The 26,169-nt window shown below is 73.5% G+C and carries 22 protein-coding genes; 12 read left to right on the top strand and 10 right to left on the bottom strand.

All coding sequences use genetic code 11. The features are described from left to right. Positions 1–23 precede the first annotated feature (23 nt). Positions 24–1,004 (top strand): phosphatidylinositol-specific phospholipase C, encoded by a 981-nt coding sequence (locus HNR68_RS18725; RefSeq protein WP_179722905.1) that lies wholly within the window; start codon positions 24–26, stop codon positions 1,002–1,004. A 110-nt stretch (positions 1,005–1,114) separates the two neighbouring features. Then, complete coding sequence (locus HNR68_RS18720; protein ID WP_179722903.1) at positions 1,115–2,509, top strand: FAD-binding oxidoreductase; 1,395 nt, start codon at positions 1,115–1,117, stop codon at positions 2,507–2,509. A 3-nt stretch (positions 2,510–2,512) separates the two neighbouring features. Here the strand turns inward: HNR68_RS18720 and HNR68_RS18715 are convergent, their stop codons facing one another. The 5 genes from HNR68_RS18715 to HNR68_RS18695 all read right to left on the bottom strand — a co-directional run bounded on the left by HNR68_RS18715 (position 2,513) and on the right by HNR68_RS18695 (position 9,760). Beyond that, on the bottom strand, positions 2,513–4,684 hold the full coding sequence (locus tag HNR68_RS18715) for a thiamine pyrophosphate-dependent enzyme (protein WP_179722901.1): 2,172 nt from the start codon (positions 4,682–4,684) through the stop codon (positions 2,513–2,515). A 65-nt stretch (positions 4,685–4,749) separates the two neighbouring features. Then, a complete protein-coding gene (locus tag HNR68_RS18710; protein ID WP_179722899.1) occupies positions 4,750–5,685 on the bottom strand; it encodes a LysR family transcriptional regulator in 936 nt (311 codons plus the stop codon). A gap of 102 nt (positions 5,686–5,787) precedes the next feature. After that, the gene (locus HNR68_RS18705; protein ID WP_179722897.1) at positions 5,788–6,939 is read right to left on the bottom strand and encodes a Glu/Leu/Phe/Val dehydrogenase; all 1,152 of its coding nucleotides are present in this window, start codon (positions 6,937–6,939) and stop codon (positions 5,788–5,790) included. 92 nt (positions 6,940–7,031) lie between these two features. Further along, entirely contained in the window at positions 7,032–8,180 is a 1,149-nt protein-coding gene (locus tag HNR68_RS18700; protein WP_179722895.1) for an NAD(P)/FAD-dependent oxidoreductase, read from the bottom strand. Next, positions 8,177–9,760: an aldehyde dehydrogenase family protein gene (locus HNR68_RS18695; RefSeq protein WP_179722893.1), complete on the bottom strand. Its 1,584-nt coding sequence runs from the start codon at positions 9,758–9,760 to the stop codon at positions 8,177–8,179. The genes HNR68_RS18700 and HNR68_RS18695 overlap by 4 nt, the downstream gene beginning before the upstream one ends. A 257-nt stretch (positions 9,761–10,017) precedes the next feature. Between HNR68_RS18695 and HNR68_RS18690 the strand changes: the two genes are divergently transcribed. The 3 genes from HNR68_RS18690 to HNR68_RS18680 all read left to right on the top strand — a co-directional run bounded on the left by HNR68_RS18690 (position 10,018) and on the right by HNR68_RS18680 (position 13,521). After that, entirely contained in the window at positions 10,018–10,956 is a 939-nt protein-coding gene (locus HNR68_RS18690; protein WP_246330488.1) for an ornithine cyclodeaminase family protein, read from the top strand. 212 nt (positions 10,957–11,168) lie between these two features. Continuing rightward, positions 11,169–12,641, top strand: coding sequence for an amino acid permease (locus tag HNR68_RS18685; protein WP_179722891.1), 1,473 nt, complete (start codon positions 11,169–11,171; stop codon positions 12,639–12,641). A gap of 88 nt (positions 12,642–12,729) precedes the next feature. Continuing rightward, on the top strand, positions 12,730–13,521 hold the full coding sequence (locus HNR68_RS18680) for a serine hydrolase (protein ID WP_343050240.1): 792 nt from the start codon (positions 12,730–12,732) through the stop codon (positions 13,519–13,521). 4 nt (positions 13,522–13,525) lie between these two features. On the opposite strand, the gene HNR68_RS18675 is transcribed toward HNR68_RS18680, so the two are convergent. Then, complete coding sequence (locus tag HNR68_RS18675; protein ID WP_179722887.1) at positions 13,526–13,915, bottom strand: VOC family protein; 390 nt, start codon at positions 13,913–13,915, stop codon at positions 13,526–13,528. Positions 13,916–14,202: 287 nt separating this feature from the next. On the opposite strand from HNR68_RS18675, the gene HNR68_RS18670 reads away from it, so the two are divergent. Further along, positions 14,203–14,844, top strand: a complete 642-nt coding sequence (locus HNR68_RS18670; protein WP_179722885.1) for a hypothetical protein — start codon at positions 14,203–14,205, stop codon at positions 14,842–14,844. A 27-nt stretch (positions 14,845–14,871) separates the two neighbouring features. On the opposite strand, the gene HNR68_RS18665 is transcribed toward HNR68_RS18670, so the two are convergent. Then, positions 14,872–15,756, bottom strand: a complete 885-nt coding sequence (locus HNR68_RS18665; protein ID WP_179722883.1) for a MurR/RpiR family transcriptional regulator — start codon at positions 15,754–15,756, stop codon at positions 14,872–14,874. Between the two features lie 125 nt (positions 15,757–15,881). Between HNR68_RS18665 and HNR68_RS18660 the strand changes: the two genes are divergently transcribed. Beyond that, on the top strand, positions 15,882–17,261 hold the full coding sequence (locus HNR68_RS18660; protein WP_179722881.1) for an MFS transporter: 1,380 nt from the start codon (positions 15,882–15,884) through the stop codon (positions 17,259–17,261). 49 nt (positions 17,262–17,310) lie between these two features. Then, positions 17,311–18,531, top strand: a complete 1,221-nt coding sequence (locus HNR68_RS18655) for an amidohydrolase family protein (protein WP_179722879.1) — start codon at positions 17,311–17,313, stop codon at positions 18,529–18,531. A gap of 149 nt (positions 18,532–18,680) precedes the next feature. Here the strand turns inward: HNR68_RS18655 and HNR68_RS18650 are convergent, their stop codons facing one another. Beyond that, positions 18,681–20,288, bottom strand: coding sequence for an amidohydrolase (locus HNR68_RS18650; RefSeq protein WP_179722877.1), 1,608 nt, complete (start codon positions 20,286–20,288; stop codon positions 18,681–18,683). 86 nt (positions 20,289–20,374) lie between these two features. Next, positions 20,375–21,190, bottom strand: coding sequence for a hypothetical protein (locus tag HNR68_RS18645; protein WP_179722875.1), 816 nt, complete (start codon positions 21,188–21,190; stop codon positions 20,375–20,377). A gap of 504 nt (positions 21,191–21,694) precedes the next feature. On the opposite strand from HNR68_RS18645, the gene HNR68_RS18640 reads away from it, so the two are divergent. The 4 genes from HNR68_RS18640 to HNR68_RS18625 all read left to right on the top strand — a co-directional run bounded on the left by HNR68_RS18640 (position 21,695) and on the right by HNR68_RS18625 (position 25,930). Continuing rightward, positions 21,695–22,864 carry a Glu/Leu/Phe/Val family dehydrogenase gene (locus tag HNR68_RS18640; RefSeq protein WP_179725220.1) on the top strand — a complete coding sequence of 390 codons (1,170 nt, stop codon included), beginning with the start codon at positions 21,695–21,697 and terminating at the stop codon, positions 22,862–22,864. Between the two features lie 242 nt (positions 22,865–23,106). Further along, positions 23,107–23,310 (top strand): cold-shock protein, encoded by a 204-nt coding sequence (locus HNR68_RS18635; RefSeq protein ID WP_179722873.1) that lies wholly within the window; start codon positions 23,107–23,109, stop codon positions 23,308–23,310. 191 nt (positions 23,311–23,501) lie between these two features. Next, positions 23,502–24,437: an NAD-dependent epimerase/dehydratase family protein gene (locus HNR68_RS18630; protein ID WP_343050238.1), complete on the top strand. Its 936-nt coding sequence runs from the start codon at positions 23,502–23,504 to the stop codon at positions 24,435–24,437. Between the two features lie 107 nt (positions 24,438–24,544). Next, positions 24,545–25,930: an FAD-binding oxidoreductase gene (locus tag HNR68_RS18625; RefSeq protein ID WP_179722871.1), complete on the top strand. Its 1,386-nt coding sequence runs from the start codon at positions 24,545–24,547 to the stop codon at positions 25,928–25,930. Between the two features lie 45 nt (positions 25,931–25,975). Here HNR68_RS18625 and HNR68_RS18620 read toward each other — a convergent pair whose 3' ends face one another. Next, positions 25,976–26,143 (bottom strand): hypothetical protein, encoded by a 168-nt coding sequence (locus HNR68_RS18620; protein WP_179722869.1) that lies wholly within the window; start codon positions 26,141–26,143, stop codon positions 25,976–25,978. Between the last annotated feature and the right edge of the window lie 26 nt (positions 26,144–26,169).

The raw sequence follows: 26,169 nt of genomic DNA, 5'->3' as shown, positions 1-26,169 counted from the left end.
GTTCGGCGGTGATCCTGTGCCGCATGACCGGGAGAACGGGTCGTGCGACAGCTGCGCTCGTGCTGGCGTGTGCGGTCGCGGTGGTGCCGGGGACGGCGTCCGCCGCGCCGCACTGCGAAGGCATCACCGAGGCGTCCAACCCCGACTGGATGGCCGGGCTGCCCGACGACGTCAGCCTGGCGCAGCTGTCGATCCCCGGCACGCACCAGAGCCTGTCGCTGCACGGCGGCGAGCTGACGCAGACGCAGGAGGACCACGGTGACAGCGCCGAGACCCTCGCGGTGCAGCTGGAAGCCGGGATCCGCGCGATCGACGTCCGGGTGCGCCGCGTCGACGACCGGTTCACCCTGCACCACGGCACCTTCTACCAGAACGCGAACTTCTCCGACGTGCTGCGGGAAGCCGGCGAGTTCCTCGCGGCGCACCCGGGCGAGACCGTGCTGCTGCGGCTGAAGGCCGAGTGCACCGGTGAGGTCGGCTCGTGCACCGACGAGAACAGCCGGCTCGACGAGGCGCAGATCTTCGACTGGTACCGGGAGAACGACCCCCACGGCGGGTTGCTGCTCGACCCCGCGGGCGGCGACGTCCCCACCCTCGGCGAGTCGCGCGGCAAGGTCGTGCTGCTGTCCCTGCAGGAAGCCCACGGCGGCCTGCACGAGGGGCGCGGCGTCGGCCAGCTCGCCGACGACACCTGGGGCGAGCGCGTCCAGGACGAGTACACCGTCCCGACCCTGTTCGACATCGACGACAAGTGGGCCGCGGTCCGCGACCACCTCGACGAGACGGTGGCGGCCGACGAGCGCGACCTGTACCTGAACTTCACCAGCGGCTCCAGCCCGGCGGCCTTCCCGAACGCCGTGGCCTGCGGGGCGTCGGGCTTCCGCGGCGTCAACGACTACGCCCTGGAGCACCTGACGACCCACGACCTGCCCCGCACCGGGGTGGTCATGATGGACTTCCCAGGTCCGGACCTGGTCGGCGCCATCATCAGCACCAACGACTAGCCCACGCGCCGCGCACGGTCCCGCACCGCGCGTGAGTTCACCGCTCTGGTGGAACACCGCTCGTCGCCGCCGGTTAACGTGGGGGCGGCTTCGACGGGACGGAGGACGACATGTCCGGGGAGAAGGCGCTCGCGGCGCTGCGTGCGGAACTGCCGGAACCGGTGCTGCTCACCGACCCGGGTTCGACCGGGCGGTTCGCCCACGACGAGGCCGAGTGGGCCCCGTACGGCAAGCCGCTGGCCGTGGTGCGCGCGCGGAGCACCCAGGACGTGGTGACCACCGTCCGCATCTGCGCTGAGCTGGGCGTTCCGGTGGTGCCGCGCGGTGCGGGCACGGGGCTGTCCGGTGGGGCCAACGCCGTCGACGGCTGCGTGCTGGTCTCGCTGGCGGACATGGACCGCGTCCTGGAGATCAACCCGCGCGAGCAGCTGGCCGTGGTGCAGCCCGGCGTCGTCAACGACGACCTCCGCGCCGCCTGCCGCGAGCACGGTGCCTGGTACCCGCCCGACCCGGCCAGCTCGCCGTGGTCGACCATCGGCGGCAACGTCTCCACCAACGCCGGCGGCGTGTGCTGCGTCAAGTACGGCGTGACCCGCGACTACGTGCTCGGGCTGGAAGCCGTCGTCGGCAGCGGCGAGGTGGTCCGGCTCGGCCGCCGAACCGCCAAGGGCGTCGCGGGGTACGACCTGTGCGGCCTCTTCGTGGGCTCGGAGGGCACGCTGGGCGTGATCACCGAGATCACCGTCAAGCTGCTTCCGGGCCTGCGCGCCCCGGAGCGCACCGTGGTCGGCTACTTCGACTCGCTGGTCGAGGCGGGCGAAGCGGTCGCGGCGGTCGCGGCGGCCGGGGTGGTGCCCTCGGCGCTGGAACTGCTCGACCAGCACTGCCTCCGCGCCGTCGACGAGTGGAAGAACATGGGGCTCAGCGCCGAGGCGAACGTGCTGCTGCTCGGCCGCTCGGACACCCCGGGCGCGGCGGGGGAGCAGGAGGTCGACACGCTCCTGCGCTGCTTCGACGAGGCCGGCGCCACCTGGAGCGCCCGCTCCACCGACGAGCACGAGGCCGACGCCCTGTTCGCAGCGCGGCGGCTGGCCTACCCGGCGCTGGAACGCCTCGGCCCGGTGCTCACCGAGGACGTCTGCGTACCGCGCGCGGCGGTGCCGGAGATGCTGTCCCGCATCGAGGCCTCCGCCCGGCGCCACGACACCCAGATCGCCAACATCGCCCACGCCGGGGACGGCAACCTGCACCCGCTGATCATCACCCCGCCCGGTGACGACGCCGCCCGCGAGCGGGCCCAGCGCGCCTTCGACGACATCGTCGACGACGCCATCGCACTGGGCGGCACGGTGACGGGCGAGCACGGCGTGGGTCTGCTCAAGCGCAAGGGCCTGCACGCCGAGCTGAGCCCCACCGTGGTCGACATGCACCGGGCGGTCAAGAGCGCCCTCGACCCGGCGGGGATCTTCAACCCGGGCAAGGTCTTCGGCGACCCCGACGCCTGAGCCTCAGGCGTTGGCCAGCTTCAGCGCGGCGGTCTCGACCGTCTCCTCGTCCAGCAGCACGTGGTAGGCGGCCGCGCCGAGCGGGATGAAGCTGTCCTCGCTGGTCACGCGGGCGACCGGACCGGTGAAGCCACCGTCGACCAGGGCCGTCACCACGGCTTCCGAGACCCCGCCGCTGCGCCGGGTCTCGTCCACCACCAGCACCCGGCCCGTCGCCTCCGCCGCGGCCAGGAGGTCGTCGACCGGCAGCGGGGCCAGCCAGCGCAGGTCCAGCACCCGGGCGTGGACGCCCCGCTCCCGCAGGCGCTTGGCCGTGCGCAGGCTCATCGGGACGCCGTTGCCGAAGGTGACCAGGGTCAGGTCCGCGCCGTCGCCGTGCTGGCGCGCGCGGCCGATCGGGACGTGGTGCTCGCCGGGCGCCGGGTACCGAGCCAGCCAGCCGCCGTCGCCGGGTTCGTGCAGGTCGCGGGTGTGGTAGAGGGCGATGGGTTCGAGGAACACGCAGACCCGGCCGTCCTCGTGCGCGGCGGCCACGCAGGTGCGCAGCATCGCCGCGGCGTCGTCCGGGCGGGACGGCGACGCCAGCACCACGCCCGGCAGGTCGCGCAGCGCCGCGATGCTGTTGTCGTTGTGGAAGTGGCCGCCGAACCCCTTCTGGTAGCCGTAGCCCGCGATGCGCACGACCATCGGGTTCCGGTACTGGCCGTTGGAGAAGAAGCTCAGCGTGCTGCCCTCGCCGCGCAGCTGGTCCGCCGCGTTGTGCACGTAGGCGAGGTACTGGATCTCGGGAATCGGCAGCAGTCCGGCCAGCCCGGCGCCGAGCGCGGTGCCGAGGATGCTCTGCTCGTCCAGCAGCGTGTCGAAGACCTTGCTGGCGCCGAACTTCTTGCGCAGGCCGCGCGTCACCCCGTACACGCCGCCCTTGCGGGAGACGTCCTCGCCGAACACGACCACGCCCGGGTCGCGGCCCAGTTCCTCGGCCAGGGAGCGGTTGATCGCCTGCGCCAGCGTCAGCGGGCCCTCGTCCTCGGGGAGCTGGTCGCCGAAGTGCTCCCGCGACAGGACCTCGCGAGCACGGCGCTCCACCACCTCCGGCCGGTCCTGGTGGATCGACGCCATGACCTCCGCGGCGCTGCCCAGCTTGCGGCGGCCCAGCGCCTCCTCGGCGACGCGGGCGACCTCGGCGCGCTTGTCCTCGTAGCGGGCCAGCACCTCGTCCGGGCGCAGGACCCCGTGGTCCACCAAGGCCTTCGCGGTGCCCAGCAGCGGGTCGCGCCGGTAGTCGGCGGTGATGTCGGCGCGCGACCGGTAGCCGGACTCCACGTCCGAGCCGGCGTGCCCCATCAACCGCACCGTCCGCAGGTGCAGGAACACCGGCGCCCGGTGGCGGCGCACCCAGTCCGCGGCCTCCCGGGCCACCGACAGGCACTGCACCGGGTCGGCGCCGTCCGCGGTGACGTACCGCAGCCCGGGGCGGCTGCCGTAGGCGGACTCGATCCAGCCCTTCGGCGTCCGCACGCTGATCCCGATGCCGTTGTCCTCGCACACCAGCAGCAGCGGCATCTCCAGGCCCTGGTAGGCGCAGTGCAGGGCGGCGTTGACGGCGCCGGTGGCGGTGGAGTGGTTCGCCGAGGCGTCGCCGAAGCTGCACACCACGACCGCGTCCTGCGGCCACCCGCTGTCCACGCCCAGCTTGGCGGCCCGGCCCAGCGAGAAGGCCAGCCCCACGGCGCGCGGCAGGTGGGAGGCGATGGTCGAGGTCTGCGGGATCACGGCCAGCTCGGCGTTGCCGAACACCTTGTGCCGCCCCGCGGAGATCGGCTCGTCCGCCGAGGCGACGACGCCGAGCAGCACGTCCCGCAGCGGGTGCTGGCCGGGCACCTGGCGGGCGCGGTGCAGGTAGAAACCGCCGGAGCGGTAGTGCAGCAGCGCCGGGTCGGTCGGGCGCAGCGCGGCGGCGACCGCGGCGTTGGACTCGTGGCCGGAGGAGCCGATGCTGTAGAAGCCCTTGCCCTGCTTGCCCAGCTCCCGCGCCTGCAGGTCGAGGTGCCTGCTGCCCGCCTGCGAGTCGAACAGCGCCAGCAGGTCCTCGGCGAGGTCCGTGCCGGTGGCCGGCCGGGCGGACCAGCCGGCCACGGTGTCGTGGAAGAACTCGTCAACGGGCTCGGTGCTCACGGCTTCGCCCCTCCGCGGTTCGCGAGTGGTGGTTTCCGACGTCGGCAGGTCGGGCGCGGGGCCGCTCACGCGTCCTCCGGCTGCGGTTCGTCGCCGTGCCAGTCGTTGGCGACCTGGGCGCAGGACTTGGCCAGGCACTCCAAGGCGATCGGCAGCAGCGGGTTGGTGTTCTGCTTGCGGTACAACGCCTTCACGCGCCGGTAGGGCTGCCACCCGGCGATGCGGCAGACCCGCACCGCCTGGTCCGGGATCGCCAGCCCGGGCAGCACGGCGACCCCGAGCCCGCGCGCCACCAGGTCCCGGATCACCGAGTAGTCGTTGCTGCGGAAGGTGATCCGGGGGACGAAACCGGCCGCGGCGGCCAGCCGCACCAGGGACCGGGCGCCCGCGGTGTCCTGCCGGGTGCAGATCCAGGCGTCCTCGGCGAGGTCCTGCAGGTCGACCTCGGTGGCGTCGGCGAGCCGGTGCGTCTCGGGCAGCGCGAGCCGCAGCGGCTCGGCCATCAGCTCCTCCACGCACAGCTCGATCGGCCACTGCCGGGGGTCCAGGTCGTACTCGAAGACCACCGCGGCGTCCACGGTCCCGTCCAGCACCCCGCCGAGCACCTCGTCCGGCTCGCCCTCGTCGAGCTGGACCTCGGCGTTCGGGCGCTGGGCGACGACCGCGGCCAGCACGTCCGGCAGCACCCGCGCGTTGGCGGTGGCGAAGCTGGCCAGCCGCAGGCTGCCCTCCTCCCCGGCGACCATCGCGCGCACCTCGCGCTCCAGCGCGTCCAGCGCGCCGAGCGCGTCGCGGCTGCGGTCGGCGAGCCGGACGGCCAGCGCCGTGCTGCGGGCGCTGCGGGCGGAGCGCTCGAACAGCGTCGACCCGATGGCCCGCTCCAGCAGCACCATCTGCTGCGAGACGGCGGAGGCGGTGTAGCCGAGCACCCGCCCCGCTTCGGCGAACGAACCGGTGCGCACGCATTCCTGGAGGGTTCGCAGGTGGATCGGGTTCAGCATGCCGGCCCCTTCAACTCTCGAGCTTCGCCAGCAACGTTCGGCCCCCGGAGTGCTCGGGCGCAACACCCGGAGCGGTTCCGCCTGGTCAGGGCGACCGGCGCGTCAGGCGGGCTGGGGGAGGCGCCCGCGCAGCTGCATCGCGGTGCGCACCCGCTCCTTGGCCAGGTCCAGCGCCGCTTCGTGCGGGAGCGTCCCGCGCTCGCGCGCGACGTCCAGCACGAGCTCGGTGTTGCCGCGGGTGCGCTCGGCGACCGCGTCGAGGATCGCCGTCGGCTCCGGGCGGAACGCGGAGTGCCGCGCGTCCATGGCGAACCCGGCCGCGATCGCGCCGCCCGCGTTGGCGATGAAGTCCGGCACCACGGTGACGTCCCGGTCGGCCAGCAGCGCCCGCGCTTCCGGCGTGGTGGGCAGGTTCGCCCCCTCCACCACGAGCCCGGCCCGGACCTTCGCGGCCACGTCGGCGTCGATGACGTCCTGCCCCGCGGCCGGGACCAGCACGTCGCAGTCCACCAGCAGCTCCTCCCCGCGCGGGAGGCGCCGCGCCGGCGGGGCCTTCGCCACGCAGGCGTCCCCGAACTCGGCGCGCGCGTCCAGCCAGGCCGGCACGTCCAGGCCGTCCGGGTCGTGCACCGAGCCGTCGATCGTGGACAGCGCGACCACCTGCGCGCCGAGCTCGTGCAACCGCTTGGCCGCTGCGGCACCGACCGCGCCGAAGCCCTGCAGGGCGACCCGGGCGCCCTTGACGCTGCGCCCCTGGTGCGCCAGCGCGGCGTCCACGGCCTCGGCGACACCGTGCCCGGTCACGCCCAGCTGGTCGTAGGGCACCCCGCCCAGCGGCTCCGGCACCCCGACCGCCGCGCCGCGGTCACCGAGCTCGTCCTGGATGATCGCCGCGTCGTGCTCGGTCATGCCCATGTCCAGCCCGGCGACGTAGCTGGCCGGGATCTGGTCGGCCAGCCGCCGCGCGAAGGCGCGCACGATCCGCTCCTTGTCCGGGGACTCGGGGTCGGCGAAGATGCCCGCCTTGGCGCCGCCGTGGAACAGGTCGACCGCGGCCCACTTCCACGTCATCACCCGCGCCAGCCGGGCGATCTCGCGGACGGTGACGGTCGGGCTCATCCGGGTGCCGCCCTTGCCGGTGCCGCGGGCGGTGTTGTCGATGACCAGCACGCCTCGCATCCCGGTGCGCGCGTCCGAGACGCACACGACCTTCTCCGGGCCCCACTCGTCGATCTCCTGCAACAGATCACGCACGGTTCGCGCTCCTTCGTCGGCTGCGCACGCAGCGCTGGGGGTTCGGTGTCTCGCGCGGGCGGCGGCGAGCGCCGCCCGCGAAGCAGGGGCCGCTACACGCAGTTGTGCTCGGGGCGGACGTCGGCGGTGGCGAACCGGCGCACGTCCAGCGCCGAGACGTCGACGACCGGCCGACGGCCCAGCACCAGGTCCCGCATGACCTCGCCGATGGCGGGGCCCTGCAGGAAGCCGTGCCCGGAGAAGCCGGTGGCGTAGAGGAACCGGCTCAGCCCGTCGGCCTCGCCGACCAGGGCGTTGTGGTCGGGCGTGACCTCGTAGAGCCCGGCCCAGCCGTGCGCCACCCCGACCTCGGCCAGCCGGGGAGCACGGCGCGCCACCGCGTCGGCGAGCCGCCCGAGCCAGCGGTCGTCGGTGTGCAGGTTGAACCCGAACTCCTCGTCGGGGTCGGACATGCCGATGAGCAGGCCCGGACCCTCGTCGTGGAAGTAGAAGCTGGTGGCGAAGTCGATGGTGAAGGGCAACCGGGGCGGCAGGTCCGGGACCGGTTCGGTGACCAGGATCTGCCGCCGCAGCGGCCGGACCGGCAGCTCCACCCCGGCGAACCGGCCGACCTCCGCCGACCACGCGCCCGCCGCGCACACCACCGTGGACGTCCCCACCGACCCCTGGTCGGTGTGCACCCCGGTGATCTGGCCGCCGGTGACGTCGATCCCGGTGACCGCGCAGTGCCGCCGGATGACCGCGCCGTGCTCCCGGGCGGCCCGCGCGTACCCCTGCACCACGGCTTCCGGGGTGCAGTGCCCGTCGGTGGGGGAGAAGGCGGCCGCCAGCAGCCCGTCGGGCTCCACGTACGGGGAGAGCTCGCACGCCTCGGCGACGGTGAGCATCCGGCTCGGCACCCCGAACTCGTTCTGCAGCCGGACGCCCTGCTCGAACGCCTCGACGTCCGCGGGGTCCGACAGCAGGAACAGGTAGCCGTGCTGCTTGAGGTCGATCTCCCCGCCCGGCCGCCGGGCGAAGTCCTCGAACGCGCGCAGGCTGCGCTGCCCGAGCTCGATGTTGACCGGGTCCGAGAACTGGGCGCGCACGCCGCCGGCGGCCTTGCAGGTGCTGCCGGAGCCGAGCTCGTCGCGCTCCAGCAGCAGCACGTCCACGCCCGCCTCGGCGAGGTGGAAGGCGGTGCTCACGCCCACCACCCCGCCGCCGATCACGACGACCTCGGCCCGGTCGGGCAGGGTCATCGCGCACCGCCGAACTCGGGCGGCAGCCGGAAGTCCAGCTCCGGCTCCACGGTGTCCACGTCCATCTGGGCCTTCTGCAGCTTGCCGGAGAAGTCCCAGTTCAGCGACTGCCAGCGGGTGAACTGGTCGAGCACCCACATGCCGGACTGGCGGCTGCCGTTGCCGGACTTGCCGTTGCCGCCGAACGGCAGGTGCGCCTCGGCGCCGGAGGTGGAGTTGTTCACGCTGACCATGCCCGCGCTGATGCCCTGGCGGAACCGGAACGCGGTGGCCGGGTCGGTGGTGTAGACGGCCGCGGACAGCCCGTAGCCCGGGGCGTTGCCGAGCTCGATCGCCTCGTCCAGCGTCTCGTAGGTGGTCACGCCGACGATCGGGCCGAACGTCTCGTTGCGGAAGATGTGGTCGTCCGGGCGGAGACCGTCCAGCAGCACCGGGTGGTAGTACAGCCCGGTCGACGGGTCGCCGTGGAAGCCCTTGCGCGGCGCGGAGTCGGTGATCCGGCCGACGGACTCCGACCCGAGCACGGTGTGGTGGTCGCCGATCTCACCGAGGATCCGCTCGAAGTTCTCGGCGAACTCCTGGTCCAGCAGCGGGCCGTAGAGCACGTCGCCGGTCGGGTCGCCGATGGTCGCCGAGCGCAGCGCCGCGTCGAGCCGCCGCACGAACTCGTCGTGCACGTCGCGGTGCACGATCAGGTTGCCCAGCGAGGTGCACCGCTGCCCGGCGGTGCCCCACCCGGAGAACAGCGCGCCCTCCACCGCCAGGTCCAGCTCGGCGTCCGGGGCGACGACCATCGGGTTCTTGCCGCCCAGCTCCAGGCACGGGCTCTGCAGGTACTTGCCGCACAGGGCGCCGATCTGCGACCCCACCGCGCTGGAGCCGGTGAAGCCGACCTTGTCGACGGTGCCCGCCGCCAGCGCGGTCTCCAGTCCCCGGGAGGTCGCCTCCCCGTCGGCGTAGACCAGGTTCAGCACGCCCTTGGGCACCCCGGCGCGCCACGCCAGCTCGGCCAGGGCGCGCGCGGCACCGGCGGCGTACTCGGCGGGCTTCCACACCACGGCGTTGCCGCACAGCAGTGCCGGCACCAGGTACCAGGAGGGGACCGCGACGGGGAAGTTGCCCGCGGTGATCACCACCGCCACACCGACCGGGACGCGGAAGGTGAACAGCTGCTTGTCCGGCATCTCCGAGGGCACGGTCTGCCCGTAGAGCCGCCGACCCTCGCCCAGGAAGAAGTCGCAGGTGTCGATGATCTCCTGGACCTCGCCCAGCGCCTCGGCGTAGGGCTTGCCGATCTCGCGGGTCACCAGCCGCGCCAGCGACTCCTTGTTCGCCTCCACCAGCCGGCCGAGCCCGGCCACCACGCGCCCGCGGACGGGTGCCGGCACCTGCGCCCACTCGCGCTGCGCGCGCCGGGCCTGCTCGGTCGCCGCGGGCAGCACGTCGGGGCCCCCGAGCGAGACCTGGGCGACCACGTCCTCCAGGTTCGCCGGGTTCCGCGAGAGGTACTCGCCCCCGCCGTCGACCCGTGCCGGGGCCTCCGGACCGATCACGGAGCTCAACGTCGACTGCACCGACATGCACCTCTTCCTGCTCGAACGGCTCGATGTGGAGCGGTTGCGCCGCGGTGTGCTGCGCGCCACCCTCGTCGCACGGCTCACCGTAGTTCGTCGGGCGGGCGTTCGCGGAGGATCAGGAGAGTGATTTCTCCTCCAGCTGAGCGACAGCAGCGCTGATGGTCGACGTCACCGCCCAGGCAGGGACGGGTGGGGCGGGTGAGGCCCCGGTGTGCGCCGCGGGTACCGCCGTCGGCGGACGTGTGGCAGCGTGACCGCGCATGAGGATGTGGAGCGATGCCGAGGTCGCCGCGGCACTCGACATGGACACCGCGATCGCCTCGCAGCGGCGGGCGTTCGAGTCGCTCGGCCGGGGCGAGGCGCAACTGGCCGACAAGGTCGCCGTCCGGACCGGTGAGGACACCACCCTGGGGTACCTGAGCCGTCTGTCGCCGCGGCACGGCGCGGTGAGCAAGCTGGTCTCGGTCCACCCCGGCAACGCCGAGCGCGGGCTCCCGGCGGTCTCGGCGACCGTCCTGGTCATGGACCCGACGACCGGGCAGCTCGTGGCGACGATGGAGGCCACGGCCCTCACCGAGGTCCGCACCGCGGCGGGCAGCGCCGTCGCCGCGGACGCCCTGGCCCTGCCCGGCGCCGACGAGCTCGCGGTCCTGGGCTCCGGCGTGCAGGCGCGCGCCCACGTCCGCGCGATGGTGCGCGTGCGGCCGCTGCGCGAGGTGCGGATCTTCAGCCGCGACCCGGCGCGGCGCGAGGCGGCGGCAGCGGAGCTGGCGGCGGAGCTGGGGCTGCCGGTGCGCGCCGTGGCCAGCGCCGAGGAGGCGGTGCGTGACGCCCCGCTGGTCGCCGCGTGCACGCTGAGCGCGGAGCCGGTCGTGCCGACCTCCGCAGTGGCGGCGGGCGCGACCGTGATCAGCGTGGGCAGCTTCGAGCACCACCGGTGCGAAGTGGACGCCGAGCTGGTCCGGCGCGCCGGGGCGGTCGTCGTCGACGACGTCGGGACGGCCGCCGCGCACGCGGGGCCGATCGCCGGAGCCCTGGAGCGCGGCGACCTCACCCGCGAGCAGCTGCGCGACCTGGGTGCCGTCCTCGTGGGCGCAGCCCCCGGCCGCCGCGACGCGACGGAGGTCGTCTTCTACAACAGCGTGGGCTTGGGCGTCCAAGACGCCGCGGCAGCCCACGCGATCCTGGGCACCCTCTGACCGGCCCGGGAGCCAGGACCCGGGGAGGGCGCCGGTCCCAGGCGGGACTGGCGCCGCTCCTCCGGGGACGCCGGTCGGTCCGGTAGCTGAAGGCCCGCTGGGGCTCAGGGGAAGGTTTTCGTGGGCTGCGGCGTCTTCCGCGGGTGGCTCGCGTGGACGAGCATCCCCGCATCGCAGTGCGCCGTCGGGCGCAGCCGGCGGGGGAGGTGCTCATGCGCGAAGAGACTGCCGCGACGGGTGGATTGCTGTTCGGGACCGGACCGAACGGCATCTTCCGCCGCACGGTCCCGAAGCCCGAGGAACACGGTGAGCGGCGGATGCTGCGCGTGCTCGGGCTGCCGCAGCTCACCATGATCGGTGTCGGCGCCATCATCGGCGCCGGGATCTTCAGCCTGGCCGGTGCCGTCGCCCGCGACGTGGCCGGACCCGCCGTGCTGGTGTCGTTCCTCATCGCCGGGGCCGCGTCGCTGTGCGCGGCGTTCGCCTACGCCGAGTTCGCCGGGATGGTCCCGCGCGCCGGCTCGTCCTACACCTACGCCGCCGCGGTGCTCGGCGAGGTCGTCGGCTGGGTGATCGGCTGGGACCTGCTGCTGGAGTACACCGCGATCGTCGCGACGGTGTCCATCGGCATGTCCGGCTACGCGGGGTTCCTGCTGGAGTCGGTGGGGATCCACCTGCCGGTGTGGATGCTCGGCGCTCCGGGCACCGGCGAGGGGCACCGGGTCGACCTGATCGCGATGCTGATCTGCCTCGGCGTGGCGTGGCTGCTCAACCGCGGCACCAAGACCTCGGCGCGGGTCGACGTGGTGCTCACGGTGGTCAAGATCGCCGTGGTGCTGCTGGTGGTCGTGGTCGGTCTGTCCAAGGTGGACCCCGGCAACCTCACGCCGTTCGCGCCGTTCGGCTGGGGTGGGGCGGTCACCGGTGCGGCGACGGTGTTCTTCGCGGTGTTCGGCTACGACGCGCTGTCCACCGCGGCGGAGGAGTCCGTCGAGGCGCGCAAGCTGCTGCCCAAGGCGATGATGCTGTCGCTGGCCATCTCGATGGTGCTCTACGTCGGGGCCTGCATCGTGCTCACCGGCATGGTGCGCTACGACCAGGTCGACCCGTCCAGCGGGTTCTCCAGCGCCTTCGCCACCGTCGGGATGTCCGGTGTCGGCGTGGTGATCGCCGTCGGGGCGGTCCTGGGCATCGTCACGGTCAGCTTCTCGTTCATGATGGGCGCCTCCCGGTTGTGGTACGCCCTCAGCCGCGACGGGTTGATGCCGAAGTGGTTCGGCGAGCTGCACCCGGTGCGCCGCGTGCCGCACCGGGCGACGTGGATCCTCGGCATCGTCTCGGCCGCGCTCGCGGGCCTGCTGCCGGTGCAGGAGGCCGCCGAGCTGACCAACATCGGCGTGCTGTTCGCCTTCGTGCTCGTGTGCTCCGCGGTCGTGGTGCTGCGCTACCGCAAGCCCGACCTGCCGCGCGGGTTCCGCTGCCCGGGCATGCCGGTCGTGCCGGTGCTCGGCGTGCTGTTCTCCGCGTGGTTGATGTCGTTCCTGGCCGCGGGGACCTGGTTGCGCTTCGCGGGCTGGCTGGTGGTCGGCCTGCTGGTCTACGCGCTCTACAGCTACCGCAACACCCGCCGGGTGATGCCGGGCGGTTCGGTCGACCTCGCGTCCCTCGACGACCCCGTCCGGTGACCGGCGGCCGGCGGTGCCGCGCCGGCCCGTGCCGCCCGAGTACGTTGGGCGGCGCCCAGGAGTGGTTCACCCGGAGGGGAGCGCGGTTGTGGGGTTTGCGGAGCGGTTCCGGGCGGACGTGGCGCGGACGGAGCTGCCGGGGCGCGTCGGCCTCGCCGCCTGGGACCTGGCGGAGCGCGAGCCGGTCGTGCTCGGCGCCGAGCGGGTGGTGCCCGCCGCCAGCACGATCAAGGTGCTGATCATGGTCACCGCGCTGCGGGCGGTGCACGCCGGGACGCTGGAGCTGGACGCACCGCGGCAGCTGCCCACCGAACGCGTCGGCGGCGCCGGGCTGCTGCGGCAGCTGCGCAGCGTCGAGCGGCTGTCGCTGCGCGACCTGATCACGCTCATGGTCGTGATCAGCGACAACGCGGCGACCAACGCGGTCATCGACGCCGTCGGCTTCGACGCGATCCGCGAGTGCGCGGCGAACCTGGGCTGCACCGGGACCCGCGTGGAGCGGAAGCTGATGCACCACCACGAGCCCGGCCGCAACGAGACGACCGCGCTCGACCAAGCCCGCGTGCTGGACCGCCTGGCCCGCGGCGCGGCGCTGCCCCCGGGCCTCACCGAGCACGCGCTGGGCGTGCTGGCCGAGCAGCAGGTCCGTGACCGGTTGCCCGCGCTGCTGCCGGTGGGCGCGCGCTGCTGGAACAAGACGGGCGAGCTCCTCGGCCTGCGCCACGACGTCGGCCTGCTCGGCGTGGACCGCCCGCAGGCGGTGATCGCGGTGCTGGTCGACGAGCTCACCGACGAGCGCTCGTGCCACGGCTACCGGGGCGGCCCCGCCTGCGACGCCATCGCCGCGCTCGGCCGCAGCGCGTTCGACGCCCTGGGCTGACCGGTCACGGGTAGCGGCCGGCGAGGACGCAGAACTCGTTGCCCTCCGGGTCGGCGAGGCAGACCCAGCTCTCCTCGCCGGTCTGGCCGACGTCGGCGTGCCGGGCACCGAGGTCGAGCAGCCGGCGGACCTCCGCGTCCTGGTCCCCGTCGACCGGGTTGACGTCCAGGTGGAGCCGGTTCTTGACGGTCTTGCCCTCGGGGACCCGCGCGAAGGTCAGCGCCGGTGGCACCGGCCCGCGGCGGCGCTTGCCCTCGGGCACCTCGGGCGAGCCGATGGTGACGAGACCGTCCTCCTCGTCCTGCACCTCGTAGCCGAGGACCGCGCACCAGAACCGGGCGAGGGTGGCGGGATCGGCGCAGTCGACCGCGATCTCGGTGAGCTTGCTGGTCATGTCGGGGTCTCCCGGTCCGGCAGGCGGCGGCCTGGTTCGCTGAGGAGACACACGGTAGCCGCCGTCCTCGCGGACGGGCAGCGCACTTCCCGCGGGACGACGCGAGCGGGGGACGTACCTCGGCGCTCGGATCACTCGAATGCGTGTTCTAAAACGGCCTCTGACGTGCTAAGATCATGGTGTCGGGCAGGGGATTCGGGCGCATGTGGACCACTGTGGACTGTCGTGGTGCGGGCACGCGGTCCGTGGTGGCGTCGGATGCTGCCCTCGGTCGCGGAGGGGTACTCGTGGACGGTGTGCAGATCGGTCTCAGCTCGTTCCTGGACTACGTGCGCAGCACGCCGCGCGGTTGCGCGGGCATCGTGCGGGACCAGTGGGAGATCCACGTCGACGAGACGAGCATGGCGTGGACGTTCTACGCGCCGTTCCGGTCGGCGCTGCGGAGGGCGGTGAGCTCGCCGGACGCTCCGGAGGTCCTGGCCGCGGCGGTGCGGCAGGCGCGTCCGGTGCAGCAGCCGCACTTCCAGCAGCTGCACGACGGTTTCCGGCGCTGGTGGGCGAAGGTCAGGGCCACCGGGGTGCCGATGGAGTCCGGCGTCGTCGACGTCGGGGGCCTGTCGGTCACCGTTTCTCGGCGCAGTGCGCTGGCGCTGCGCTACCGGGACGGGCGCACCGAGGTCGTCCTGCCCTACCTCAAGGAGCCGGAGCTGGCGTCGGACTCGGCGAACGTGGCGTTGCGCGTGCTGGAGCACCTCGCACCGAGCCTGCTGCCCGGTGCGAGGCCGATGGTCCTGGACGTGCGGCGCGGGAGAGCGTTCCGGTTGCGCCGCAACGCCAACCGCGACGAGCTCGACGCGGTGCTCGCCGCCGAAGCCGCCAAGTACCTCACCCACTGGGCCGCCATGGCCGAGGTCCGGCGAGCCGAGTGAGGTGAGGGGGCCGAGCCCCGCCGGGGTTCAGCCCCGGCGGGGCTGGCGGTGCATCAGGCCGAACCGCGACCACTGGGCCTCGGCGGCCTCGATGGACCGGCGGGTCCGCTCCGGGTCCATCGTGGACAGCTGCGCGACGATGGCTTGGGCGACCGCGAGACCCGGTGCCAGGGAGGGGAAGAACGCCACGCCTTCGGCGGGGATGAGCACGACCTCCTCGGACGCCGCGGCCAGGGCGGGGCTGGCGGCGTCGGTGAGCGCGAAGACCCGCGCACCGCGGCTGTGCGCCTCCTCGGCGGCGGTTACCGTGCTCTGGTAGAGGCGCCAGAAGCTGATCGCCACGAGCACGTCGCCCGGTTCGACCCGGGACATCGCGTTGGCCAGGTCGGCGTCGTCGCGCACCACCGTCGCGTCGTACCCGGCCAACCGCACGTTGTGGCCCAGCGCGGAACCGACCGCGACGTAGCTGCCGTGCGCGACGATGAGCACGCGCCGGGCGCGCGCGATCGCCTCGGCGATGGTGCGCAGCTGCTGCTCGTCGAGCCGCCGGGTCAGCACGGCCAGCGACTCCAGGTCCCGGCGCAACGACGCCGCGCCGACATCGCCCTCGGTGCGGTGGGCGGCGGCCACCTCCGGGGCGCTCAGCGAGGACAGGTAGCGCGCGCGCAGCTCCCGCTGCAGGTCCGACCAGCCGCTGAAGCCGAGCGCCTGCGCGGTCCGGCTCACCGTCGCGACGTTGACCCCGGCCAGCTCGGCGGCCTCGGCGGCAGAGCTGTAGGACACCCGCCGGGGTTGGGTCAACAGCACTTCCAGCACGGACGCGCCCTTGCTGCGCAGACCGCGCTCGGGGACGCGACTGCGCAGCCAGGCTTCGAACCCGTCGGGTTCCTCGGCGGCGCGGTCGGTGGTCATCGGGTTCCTCTCCTCGGGAGCGCACGCAACGAGACGGCAACGCAACAGGTATTGCACCTCGCGACAAGTGCACTATATGTTGCCGGTCACCTCGTCCGGTGCTGTGACCGTCCTGGAGGCACCCCGTGTCCCTGCTCGCTCGCCTGGACCGGCTCCCGCTGAGCCGGCCGCACTACCTGCTGTTGCTGCTCGGCGGCCTCGGTTACACCTTCGACGGGATGGACTCCGCCGTGGTGGCGTTCCTGCTGCCGAGCGTGCAGGACGAGTGGGGGCTGACCAACGCGCAGCTCGGCCTCATCGGCTCGGCCACCCCCTTCGGCTTCCTGTTCGGCGCCACCTGCGCCGGACTGCTCGGCGACCGCATCGGCCGTCGCGCGGTGATGATGTGGGCGCTGGCCGTCTACGCGCTGTTCTCGGTGGTCGGTGCGATGTCGCCGAACTACGAGGTCTTCCTCGGTGCCCGGGTGCTCGCCGGGTTCGGTGCCGGCGCGGAGAGCGCGATCATCGCGCCGTTCCTGTCCGAGTTCGTCCCCGCCGCCCGGCGCGGCTGGTTCGTCGGCGCCCTGGCCGGGTTCTTCTCCTTCGGCTTCGTCGCGGCCGCGCTGCTGGGCCGGTTCGTGGTGGAGCCGCTGCCCGAGGGCTGGCGCTGGGCGCAGGTGATCACCGCGGCGCCGATCGTGCTGCTGCTGTGGTGGCGGCGGTCGCTGCCGGAGTCGCCGCGCTACCTGCTCGCCTGTGGCAGGGGAGCGGAAGCCGAGCAGGTGGTGACCGACCTGGAGCGCAAGGTGCGGGACGCGACGGGGGAGCCGTTGCCGCCGGTGCCGGAGGCCGCGGTGGCCGCCCCCGCCGAGGCGCGCAAGGTCGGGCTGTTCTCCGCGCTGAAGTACCTGTGGACCGGCCGGATGGTGCGGCGCACCGCGATCACCTGGCTGATCTGGTTCGTGATCACCTTCTCCTACTACGGGTTCTTCACCTGGATCCCGACGCTGCTGGTGCAGCAGGGCATCACCGTCACCAAGAGCTTCGAGTTCTCGATCATCATCTACCTGGCGCAGGTCCCCGGGTACTTCTCGGCGGCGTGGCTGGGCGAGTTGCTGGACCGCAAGAACACCATCGCGCTGTACCTGGCGGGTGCGGCGGCCAGCGCGTTCTGGATGTCGCAGATGACCGACCCGGTGCTCATCACCGTCTCGGCGGCGGTGCTGTCGTTCTTCCTCAACGGCACCTACGCGGCGGTGTACTCCTACACCCCGGAGGTGTTCCCGACCTGGATCCGGGCTTCGGGGACGGGGCTGTCCAGCGCGTTCGGCCGCGTCGGCAGCATCATCGCCCCGTCGGTGATCGGCGTGTCCGCCGCGACGCTCGGTTTCGCGGGCGTGTTCGGCATGACGACCGCGGTGCTCGCCGTCGGTGTCCTCTGCACCCTGCTGTTCGGCCTGTCCACCGCGGGCAAGTCCCTGGAGGACCTGACCGAGCCCAGCGCCCGGAAGCAGACCGCCCGGTGACTCTGCCCACCGTGGAAACCCCAGCCCCTCGAACCGATCAGGAGGACTCGTGACCGCCCTGGTGCTGCGCTCCGGCGCGCTGCTCGACGTGGAGACCGGCGAGTACGTCGACGGCGACGTGCTGTGCGCGGACGGCCGGATCGTCGAGACCGGCCCGGGGATCACCGCGCCGGAGGGCGCGCGGATCGTGGACCTGGCGGGCGCCACCGTCCTGCCCGGGCTGATCGACGCGCACGTGCACGTCACGGCCGCCACCGCCGACCTCGGTTCGCTGCCGTCGTGGTCGCCGTCCTACGTCACCGCCCACGCCGCGCGGATCATGGGGCAGATGCTCGACCGCGGCTTCACCACGGTCCGCGACGCCTCGGGCGCCGACTTCGGCCTGGCCGACGCGCAGGCCGAGGGGCTGGTCCGCGGGCCGCGGCTGGCGTTCTGCGGCAAGGCGTTGAGCCAGACCGGCGGCCACGGTGACACCCGCCCGCGCGGTGTGCGGGTGCACGACGACCACCAGTGCTGCGCCGGGCTGGGCCGGATCGCCGACGGGGTGGACGCGGTGCGCGCGGCTGCCCGTGACGAGCTGCGCGCGGGCGCCCACCACATCAAGGTGATGGCCGGTGGTGGTGTCGCCTCGCCGACCGACCGCATCGACTCCACCCAGTACTCGATGGACGAGCTCCGCGCCGTCGTCGAGGAAGCCGAGGCCGCCCACCGCTACGTGGCGGCGCACGCCTACACGGCGCGTGCGGTGAGCCGGGCGCTGCGCGCGGGTGTCCGGTCCATCGAGCACGGCAACCTCCTCGACGAGTCCAACCTCCCCGAGTTCCTCGAGCACGACGCGTTCCTGGTGCCGACCCTGGTGACCTACTGGGCGCTCAAGACCGAGGGCCGCGAGTTCGGGCTCCCGGAGGACAGCTGGCGCAAGGTCGACGCGGTGCTGGACGCGGGGCTGGCCGCGCTGGAGCGGGCGCACCGGGCCGGCGTCAAGGTCGTCTACGGCACGGACCTGCTCGGAGGCATGCACCGCCACCAGAACGAGGAGTTCCGGATCCGCAGCGAGGTCCAGCAGCCGCTGGACGTCATCCGCGCGGCGACCAGCACCGCGGCCGAGCTGCTCGGCATGGCCGGCGAGATCGGCACCCTCCGCCCAGGGGCGCTGGCCGACCTGGTCGTCGTCGACGGGGACCCCCTGGCCGACATCGGCGCCCTCGCCGACCCCCACCACATCCGCCACGTCGTCCAGGGCGGGAAGCTGGTCGGGGGCACGGGCTGAGCCCGGTCCCGAGCGCCCCCGCCCCGCACCGGCCCCCGGTGCGCGACTGCGGTGGGAATCGCGCCCCGAGGGCGTCGAGACGCGGTACCCGATCTCGCGGGACGACGCGGCCGGGGACCGCACCGCTCGTGGGCAGGCCGGACTCGGGGTCAGTGCCGCTCGTGGACCACTGTGCCGTCGACCATGGTCAGGTCCACCTGGCAGCGCCAGATCTCCTGCGCTGGTGCGGAGAACGGGTCGCGGTCCAGCACCACCAGGTCGGCGGCCTTGCCGACCTCGACGGTCCCGGACTCGTGGTCGGCGTGGTCGGCCCAGGCGCTGCCCGCGGTGTAGGCGGCGAGCGCGTCGACGAGGTCCAGCGACTGCTCGGGCAGGAACGGCGGGTCGTCGGTGCCCGGCTCGCGCCGGTTGACCGCCACGTGCACGCCCAGCAGCGGGTCGGCCTCGGACACCGGCCAGTCGCTGCCGCCCGCCAGCACCGCACCGGCCGCGTGCAGCGAGCGGAACGGGTACTGCCACCCGGCCCGGCGGTGCCCGAGGCGCGGCACGGTCAGCTCGGTCATCGCGGCGTCGTTGACCGCCCACCTCGGCTGGATCGCCGCCACCACGCCGAGCTCGTGGAACCGCGGGACGTCCGAGGGGTGCACCACCTGCACGTGCGCGATCCGGTGCCGCAGGTCCTGCTGCTCGCGCGCACCGGCGAGCGCGTCCAGCGCCTCGCGCACCGCCCGGTCGCCGACGGCGTGGAAGTGCAGCTGGAAACCGGCGTCGACGAGGTCCGGCACCGCCTCGGCGAGCGCCTCAGCGTCCACGAAGGACAGTCCGCGGCCGCGGCTGCCGAGGTAGGGCAGCAGCAGCGCGGCGGTGCAGTTCTCGCACACGCCGTCCTGCATGATCTTCACCGTCTCGGCCCGGAACCGGTGCCCGCGTGCTAGCTTCCGGCGGTACCGCAGTTCCTCGACCTGCTCCCGGCCGCGGTCGCGGTCCCACCACAGCGCCCCGCGCACCTTGCCGGTGAGCAGCCCCCGCCGGTCGGCCTCCAGGTAGATCGGCAGCGTGTCGTCGTAGCCGAGGTAGGGCCCCACGATCGCGTCGTGCCAGGAAGTCACGCCGCGGGAGTGCAGGTGCCGCTGACCCTCCAGCAGCCCGGCGAGGTACTCCTCGTCGCTGGTCGCCGGCAGCACCCGCTCGAGCAACCGGGTGGCGCCCTCGTGCAGCGTCCCGGACGGGCGGCCGTCGGCGTCGCGCTCGACCCGGCCGTCCGGCGGATCGGGGGTGTGCTCGTCGACGCCGGCCAGCCGCAGCGCGGCGGTGTTCACCCAGGCGCCGTGGTGGTCGCGGTTGAGCAGGTACGCCGGGCGGTCGCCGGTCACCGCGTCCAGCGCTTCCCGGGTCGGCGTGCCGCCGGGGAACTGGCCCATGTCCCACCCGCCGCCGAGCACCCACGCCGCGTCCGGGTGGGCCCGCTGGTGGTGGTCGATCCGGCGCAGGCACTCCGCGGCGTCCGCGCAGTCGCTGAGGTCGCAGCGGAGCCGTTCGATCCCGCCGTAGACCGGGTGCACGTGGGAGTCGTGGAAGCCGGGCAGCAACGACCGGCCGCGCAGGTCGACGAACTCGGTGCGGGCGGACCAGTGCTCCCGCACCGCCTCACGGCCGACGGCGACGATCCGCCCGTCGCGCACCGCGACCGCGTCGGTGAACGACCGGGCGGCGTCCATTGTGGCCACCGGGCCGCCGGCGAACACCACCTCGCGCATGCCGGGATTGTGCCAGGTCGCGGCGCCCACGGGCCGCCCGGCGCAGCCGTCCCGCGCGCCTCCGCGACGTGCTCAGGGGAGCCGGCTCAGCGCTGCTCGCCGGTGATCAGCGCGACGGCCTGCTCCCGGACCGGCTCGGAGACCTCGGGCACCCGGAAGCCCTGCCGGCGGATGTGCGCCACCAGGTCGGGGTCGGGGGCGACCCCGTGCTCGCGCAGGTAGTAGCCCACCGCCCCGGGCCACACCCAGCTGCCGTCGGTGTGGAAGGTCATCGGCACCGACGGGCTGCGGTCCGGGTCGAGCCGGTCGGTGTCGTAGCTGCGCGCCGCCAGCACGATCGGCGCCTTCTCCAGGTAGTCCACGACCTGCCCGCGCTCGGCCGGGTCGACCTCCGGGCGCTCGGTGATCGGCCGCCCGGAGCCGTCGAAGACCTCCGCGGTGCGCAGCGGCGTCGAGGGGCCGGCCGACAGCCACGCCGGGGTGGCCGACGCCGGGCGCGGGAAGCGCTCGAGCTCGGCGGCGGCAGCGCCCGGTGGGGGAGCGGTGCGCCAGTTCGGCTCGTAGTCGCCGTTGAAGTCGACGGTGTAGCTGCCGGGGCGCTCCAGCCGGTACAGCGCGCTGACCCAGGTGCCGCGGTCGGGCTGGTACATGCCTCGGCGCAGCCGCGCGAACAGCTCGGTGACGTCCGGGGGAGCGGCCAGCGGGACGGCGGTGCCGTTGGGCGCGATGAGCTGCGCGACCATCTCCTGGTGGTCGCCGAGGGCGCGGTACTCGACGGTGGCCTCCCGCCAACCAGGGGGGAGCCCGCGCACGATCACCCGTCCGATCTCCTGGATCAGCTGCTGCTGCGTCGCCTCGTCCAGCGATCCCGGCAGGTCCTGGGGTCGTCCCGGTTGGCTCATGCTTCGCATCCTTCCAGCCGCGCGGTGATCTTGGGAGTGGTTTGGTCCAAGTTCCGGCGCGGCTTGCGCTGCACCCTCTTCCCTCGCGCACGAAGCTTAGAACCGAGGTCCCCCCGATCGTGTGATGTGGTCCCGCGGTGCTGGTCGCAGGCCCGCGTAACACGGGGACACGCACTCGTTCCGATGACGTCACCGTTGTCCGCCAAGACGATTGTTGACAATCAGATCTGGCCGCCCTTAACTTCGAGCCAACCGGGTGTGATGCGGGAGGTGGGCCATGCGAAGCACGTCGTTCCGCAACCCGCGCCCGGCTCGTTGGTTGTCTTCTTCCTCTCTCTGGCTGCGACATCACTGACCGACCTGATCGGCAGTGAGGCGAGCACCGCGGTCTGCGGCTCGCTGACAGCGCGATCTCTCCTTGCACAACCCCGCACGGGTCTTCCGTGCGGGTCCACGCGTTCTTGGGAAGGAGTTCGGCCCGTGGCACTCGTCGACCGCGACCCGATGATGCGGGTGATCTGGACGGATCCGGTGACCGGCCGCAACGGTTACCTGGTGGTGCACAGCCTGGTGTCGGGCCTGGCCACCGGCGGGACCCGGATGCGCGCCGGGTGCACGCTGTCGGAGGTGGAGGACCTGGCACGCGGCATGGCGCGCAAGACCGCTGTGTTCGACCTGCCGGTCGGCGGGGCGAAGGGCGGCATCGACTGCGACCCGAAGGACCCGCAGGCCCGGGGCGTGCTGCGCCGGTTCGTCCAGGCCATGCGGCCGTACCTGGACGCGCACTGGGTGACCGCCGAAGACCTCGGGGTGCCGCAGCACCTGATCGACGAGGTGTTCGCCGAGCTCGGCCTGCACCAGTCCTTCCACGCCGCCATCCGCCGGGCCCCGGACGCGGAGCGCACGCTGCGCCGGGTCCGCGCCGGGCTCAACGCCCCGGTGCCGGGCGGGCTGCTGCTCGGCGACGTGGTCGGCGGGTACGGCGTGGCGCAGAGCTGCCTGGGCGTGGTGCACGCGCGGGGCTGGGACCCCGAGTCGACCACGGTCGCGGTGCAGGGCGTCGGCACGATGGGCGGCGGCGCGGCCCACTACCTGCACGAGGCCGGGCTGAAGGTCGTGACGATGGCCGACGCCGCGGGGACCCTGCACGACCCGGACGGGCTGGACGTCCCGGCGCTGCTGGACGCCCGCGACCGGTTCGGCGAGATCGACCGCGCCCAGGTGCCCGAGCACGTGCAGCGCTCGCCGCGCGAGGACGTGCTCAGCGCGGAGGTCGACGTGCTCATCCCGGCGGCGGTGTCCTACGCGATCACCCCGGCGCAGGTGCCGGGGATCGCCGCGAAGGTCATCGTGGAGGCGGCCAACACCCCGGTGACGGCCGACGCCGAGGAACTGCTGGCCACGCGCGGCGTCCCGGTCATCCCGGACTTCGTGGCCAACGCCGGCGCGGTCGCCTGGGCCTGGTGGCTGCTGCTGGGCCGGGTGGACGCCGACCCGGTGCGGTCGTTCCAGGTGCTGCGGGAGGAGATGCTGGCGAAGATCCCGCCGCTGCTGGCGGCGTGGGACGCCGAGGGGATCACCCCGCGGGCCGCGGCGCTGATGCTCGCGGACGAGCGCACCGAGCAGAACCTCGCCGCGGAGGCCCGCGGGCAGGGCCTGCTGAGCATCCCGTAGCCGGGCGCTCGCGGCGGCGTTGACATGCGGCGATCGCGGTGTGACAACCCGCAGTCGGAGTGCTAGCGTTGCCGTGGTTGCAGTTTTGGTCCCAGCAGTACTGGAAAAGTGCCTGCCAGAACGCAGGCACTTTTTTTGTTGCCGTGGTGCTCCGGTGCCACAGCGGCCGCGGGTGATCAGCTCGGCGACCTCGGGTCTGCGCAGTGTTGACCCTGGCCAGCAGAATCAGGAGAGAACGAGGAATGGCTACCGGTACTGTCAAGTGGTTCAACGCGGAGAAGGGCTACGGGTTCATCACGCCCGACGGCGGTGGCGCTGACGTCTTCGCCCACTACTCCGCCATTGACGCTTCCGGTTTCCGCACGCTGGAGGAGAACCAGCGCGTGGAGTTCGAGATCGCCCAGGGCCCGAAGGGCCCGCAGGCCGCGGGCATCCGCAGCATCTGACGGGGGTCGTGCCGTGCCGGCACGACCGCGCGTCGCCGGGGACCCGGTGACGCCTCGATCACGGCGGCAGGACCGGGCCGTTCGCGGTGCCGGACTGCCGCCTTCTGCTGCCCCGTTCTTTCACTCTTCCCGGTGTATCTCACCGGGGTAGGCTGTCGAGCCGCTGACGTTCAACCCCGTGCGAGGTCGAAGTGCCCCTGCGTGTGGTCGTCGCCGGTGCGACCGGCGTGGTCGGACGAACGCTGTTGCCGCTGCTGCGGGAACGAGGTCACCACGTGACCGCGCTGGTCCGGCGGAAGGACCGGCTCGACGGTCCGTGCGACGACGTGGCCGTCGTCGACCTGCAGGACCGGGACCGGCTCCGGCGGGAGCTGTGCCGCGTCGCCCCGGACGTGGTGGTGGACCAGACCCCCGGGATCTGCCGGACCGACCTCACCGACGGGCAGCGCCGCACCGCCCGGTCCCGCGAGCGGGCCTCGAAGAACCTGGTCGACGCCGCCGCGGCCGCGGGCGCGCGGCGCGTCATCGTGCAGAGCACGACCGCCGCCTACCGCCCGCGCGGCCACGAGGTGCTGGACGAGGAGTCACCACTGTGGACGGACGCGCCCGGCTGCTGGGGCGAGGCCGTCCGGGCCCAGGGCGCGGTGGAGGACGCGGTGCTGACCTGTCCGGAGGTCGAGGGCGTCGTGCTGCGCTACGGCACCCTCTACGGCCCGGACACCCCGTACGCCCCCGGCGGGTCGGTGCACGCCCGGGTTCGCGGCAGCGAGCTGCCCGTGGTCTCCGACGAGGTCGGGCTGACCTCGTTCACGCACGTCGACGACGCGGCCGGGGCGGTGGTCGACCTGCTCACCAGCGGTGGACCGGGCGCCTACAACGTGGTCGACAACGAGCCGGCGGAAGCCACGGAGTGGCTGCCCGCCTACGCCCGGATGGCGGGCGGCCCCGACCCGGTGTCGCTGACCCTGGAGCAGGCCAGGGCCCAGCTGGACTGGCTGACCGTGCACCAGCTGACCGAGCAGCGCGGGGCGACGAACTTCCGGCTCCGCGAGGCGCTGGGCTGGCGGCCGAAGTGGCCGAGCTGGCGGGAGGGCTTCGCCGAGCTCTTCGGCCACTGGCCGGGCTGACCCCTGCGTTGTGACGATGTCCATCCACCAGCGGGCTTGAACGAGCCGTTCGGCGGGTTAGGTTCTACCGGCAACACCGTTCTCACCAGGTCGGGAGAGTTCACCGGATGACCACCGCCGATGTGCGCGCCCTGCGCGAGTTGCTGCCCGACGGCCGCGTGTTCGACGACGCCGACGTGCTCGAGGCCCACAGCCGGGACCGCGCCGGCTTCTGCCCAGCGGGGGCCCCTGCGGCGCTGGTCCGCCCCCGGTCCACTGACGAGGTCGCCACGACCCTGGCGTGGGCGCACCGCAACCGGGTCCCGGTGGTGCCGCAGGGCGCCCGGTCCGGGCTGTCCGGGGCGGCCAACGCGGTGGACGGCTGCGTCCTACTGTCGCTGGAGAAGATGGACCGGATCCTGGACATCGACGTGTCCGAGCAGGTCGCGGTCGTCCAGCCGGGTGTGGTCAACGGCGTGCTCGCGGCGAAGGTCGCCGAGCACGGGCTGTTCTACCCGCCGGACCCGGGCTCGCGCAGCGTCTCCACGATCGGCGGCAACGTGGCCACCAACGCGGGCGGCATGTGCTGCGTGAAGTACGGCGTGACGGGGGACTTCGTCCGCGGCCTGGAGGTCGTGCTGGCCGACGGCCGGGTGATGCGCACCGGTCGCCGCACCGCCAAGGGCGTCGCGGGGTACGACCTGACGCACCTCATCGTCGGGTCCGAGGGCACGCTCGGCGTGGTCACCGAGGTCACCGTGGCGCTGCGCCCGGCCGCCGCGCAGCCGCTGACCGCGGTCGCGTTCTTCCCGACCATCGCCGACGCCGCCCGCACGGTGGACGGCTACCTGGGGCAGGGCTACCGGCCGTCCGTGCTGGAGTTCATGGACCGGCCCACGGTCAACGCGGTGCAGAAGATCGCCGACCTGGGCTTCCCCGACGGCATGGAAGGCATGCTGCTGGTGCAGTCCGACCGGGGCGACGCGGCGCCGGCCGACCTGGCCGCGTTCGAGGAGGTGGCCCGCACCCACCGCGCCTCCGAGGTGGTCGTCGCCGACGACCCGGCGGAGGGCGAGCTGCTGATGGCGGCGCGGCGCCTGGTCGGCGACGCCCACGAGCAGCTGGGCCTGACGGTGATGGTGGACGACGTGTGCGTGCCCCGCCGGCGCCTGGTGGACCTCGTCGAGGGCCTGGCGCGGATCGCCGACCAGTACCAGGTGCAGGTGCTGTGCGCCGGGCACGCGGGCGACGGCAACATGCACCCGGTGGTCGCCTTCGACTCCGGCGACGAGGCGGAGACGGCCCGCGCGCACCAGGCGTTCGACGCGATCATGGCGCTGGGCCTGGAGCTGGGCGGCACGATCACCGGCGAGCACGGCGTCGGCCACCTCAAGCGGCGCTGGCTCGGTGAGGAGCTGGACGAGGCGGCGTTGAGCACCCAGCGCGCGATCAAGGCGGCGCTGGACCCGCACGGCATCCTCAACCCCGGACGGGTCTTGCCCGACCTGCCGTGACGGACGCGGGGGCCGGGGCACGCGCCCCGGCCCCCGCGCGGCCGGTCAGTCGTAGGAGTCGTCGAGCGGAGCCGGTCGGTTCTGGTCGACGAGGTCGGCCGGGTCGGCGTCGAAGGGCGCCTCGACCGGCTCCAGCACTTCCTCCTCCTCGAAGGTCTCCTCGGCCTGGCGGGCCTGTTCCGCGGCGTCGGCTTCCGGGGTCTCGGGGTCCATCGGTCCTCCAGTCGGTCGCCGGTGGG

The organism is Saccharopolyspora hordei, from assembly GCF_013410345.1.
In the GTDB taxonomy this organism is placed as follows: domain Bacteria; phylum Actinomycetota; class Actinomycetes; order Mycobacteriales; family Pseudonocardiaceae; genus Saccharopolyspora; species Saccharopolyspora hordei.
Note: the sequence above shows the minus strand (reverse complement) of the source record. Positions and strands in the feature narration are given on the sequence as shown.

Bases quoted from the DNA above. Each gene is read 5' to 3' on its own strand.
- HNR68_RS18720 (WP_179722903.1), top strand. From the start codon at position 1,115: ATGTCCGGGGAGAAGGCGCTCGCGGCGCTGCGTGCGGAACTGCCGGAA.
- HNR68_RS18690 (WP_246330488.1), top strand. From the start codon at position 10,018: ATGAGGATGTGGAGCGATGCCGAGGTCGCCGCGGCACTCGACATGGAC.
- HNR68_RS18645 (WP_179722875.1), bottom strand. From the start codon at position 21,190: ATGAGCCAACCGGGACGACCCCAGGACCTGCCGGGATCGCTGGACGAG.
- HNR68_RS18700 (WP_179722895.1), bottom strand. From the start codon at position 8,180: ATGACCCTGCCCGACCGGGCCGAGGTCGTCGTGATCGGCGGCGGGGTG.
- HNR68_RS18625 (WP_179722871.1), top strand. From the start codon at position 24,545: ATGACCACCGCCGATGTGCGCGCCCTGCGCGAGTTGCTGCCCGACGGC.
- HNR68_RS18640 (WP_179725220.1), top strand. From the start codon at position 21,695: ATGATGCGGGTGATCTGGACGGATCCGGTGACCGGCCGCAACGGTTAC.
- HNR68_RS18650 (WP_179722877.1), bottom strand. From the start codon at position 20,288: ATGCGCGAGGTGGTGTTCGCCGGCGGCCCGGTGGCCACAATGGACGCC.
- HNR68_RS18710 (WP_179722899.1), bottom strand. From the start codon at position 5,685: ATGCTGAACCCGATCCACCTGCGAACCCTCCAGGAATGCGTGCGCACC.
- HNR68_RS18695 (WP_179722893.1), bottom strand. From the start codon at position 9,760: ATGTCGGTGCAGTCGACGTTGAGCTCCGTGATCGGTCCGGAGGCCCCG.
- HNR68_RS18675 (WP_179722887.1), bottom strand. From the start codon at position 13,915: ATGACCAGCAAGCTCACCGAGATCGCGGTCGACTGCGCCGATCCCGCC.
- HNR68_RS18635 (WP_179722873.1), top strand. From the start codon at position 23,107: ATGGCTACCGGTACTGTCAAGTGGTTCAACGCGGAGAAGGGCTACGGG.
- HNR68_RS18665 (WP_179722883.1), bottom strand. From the start codon at position 15,756: ATGACCACCGACCGCGCCGCCGAGGAACCCGACGGGTTCGAAGCCTGG.
- HNR68_RS18620 (WP_179722869.1), bottom strand. From the start codon at position 26,143: ATGGACCCCGAGACCCCGGAAGCCGACGCCGCGGAACAGGCCCGCCAG.
- HNR68_RS18685 (WP_179722891.1), top strand. From the start codon at position 11,169: ATGCGCGAAGAGACTGCCGCGACGGGTGGATTGCTGTTCGGGACCGGA.
- HNR68_RS18725 (WP_179722905.1), top strand. From the start codon at position 24: ATGACCGGGAGAACGGGTCGTGCGACAGCTGCGCTCGTGCTGGCGTGT.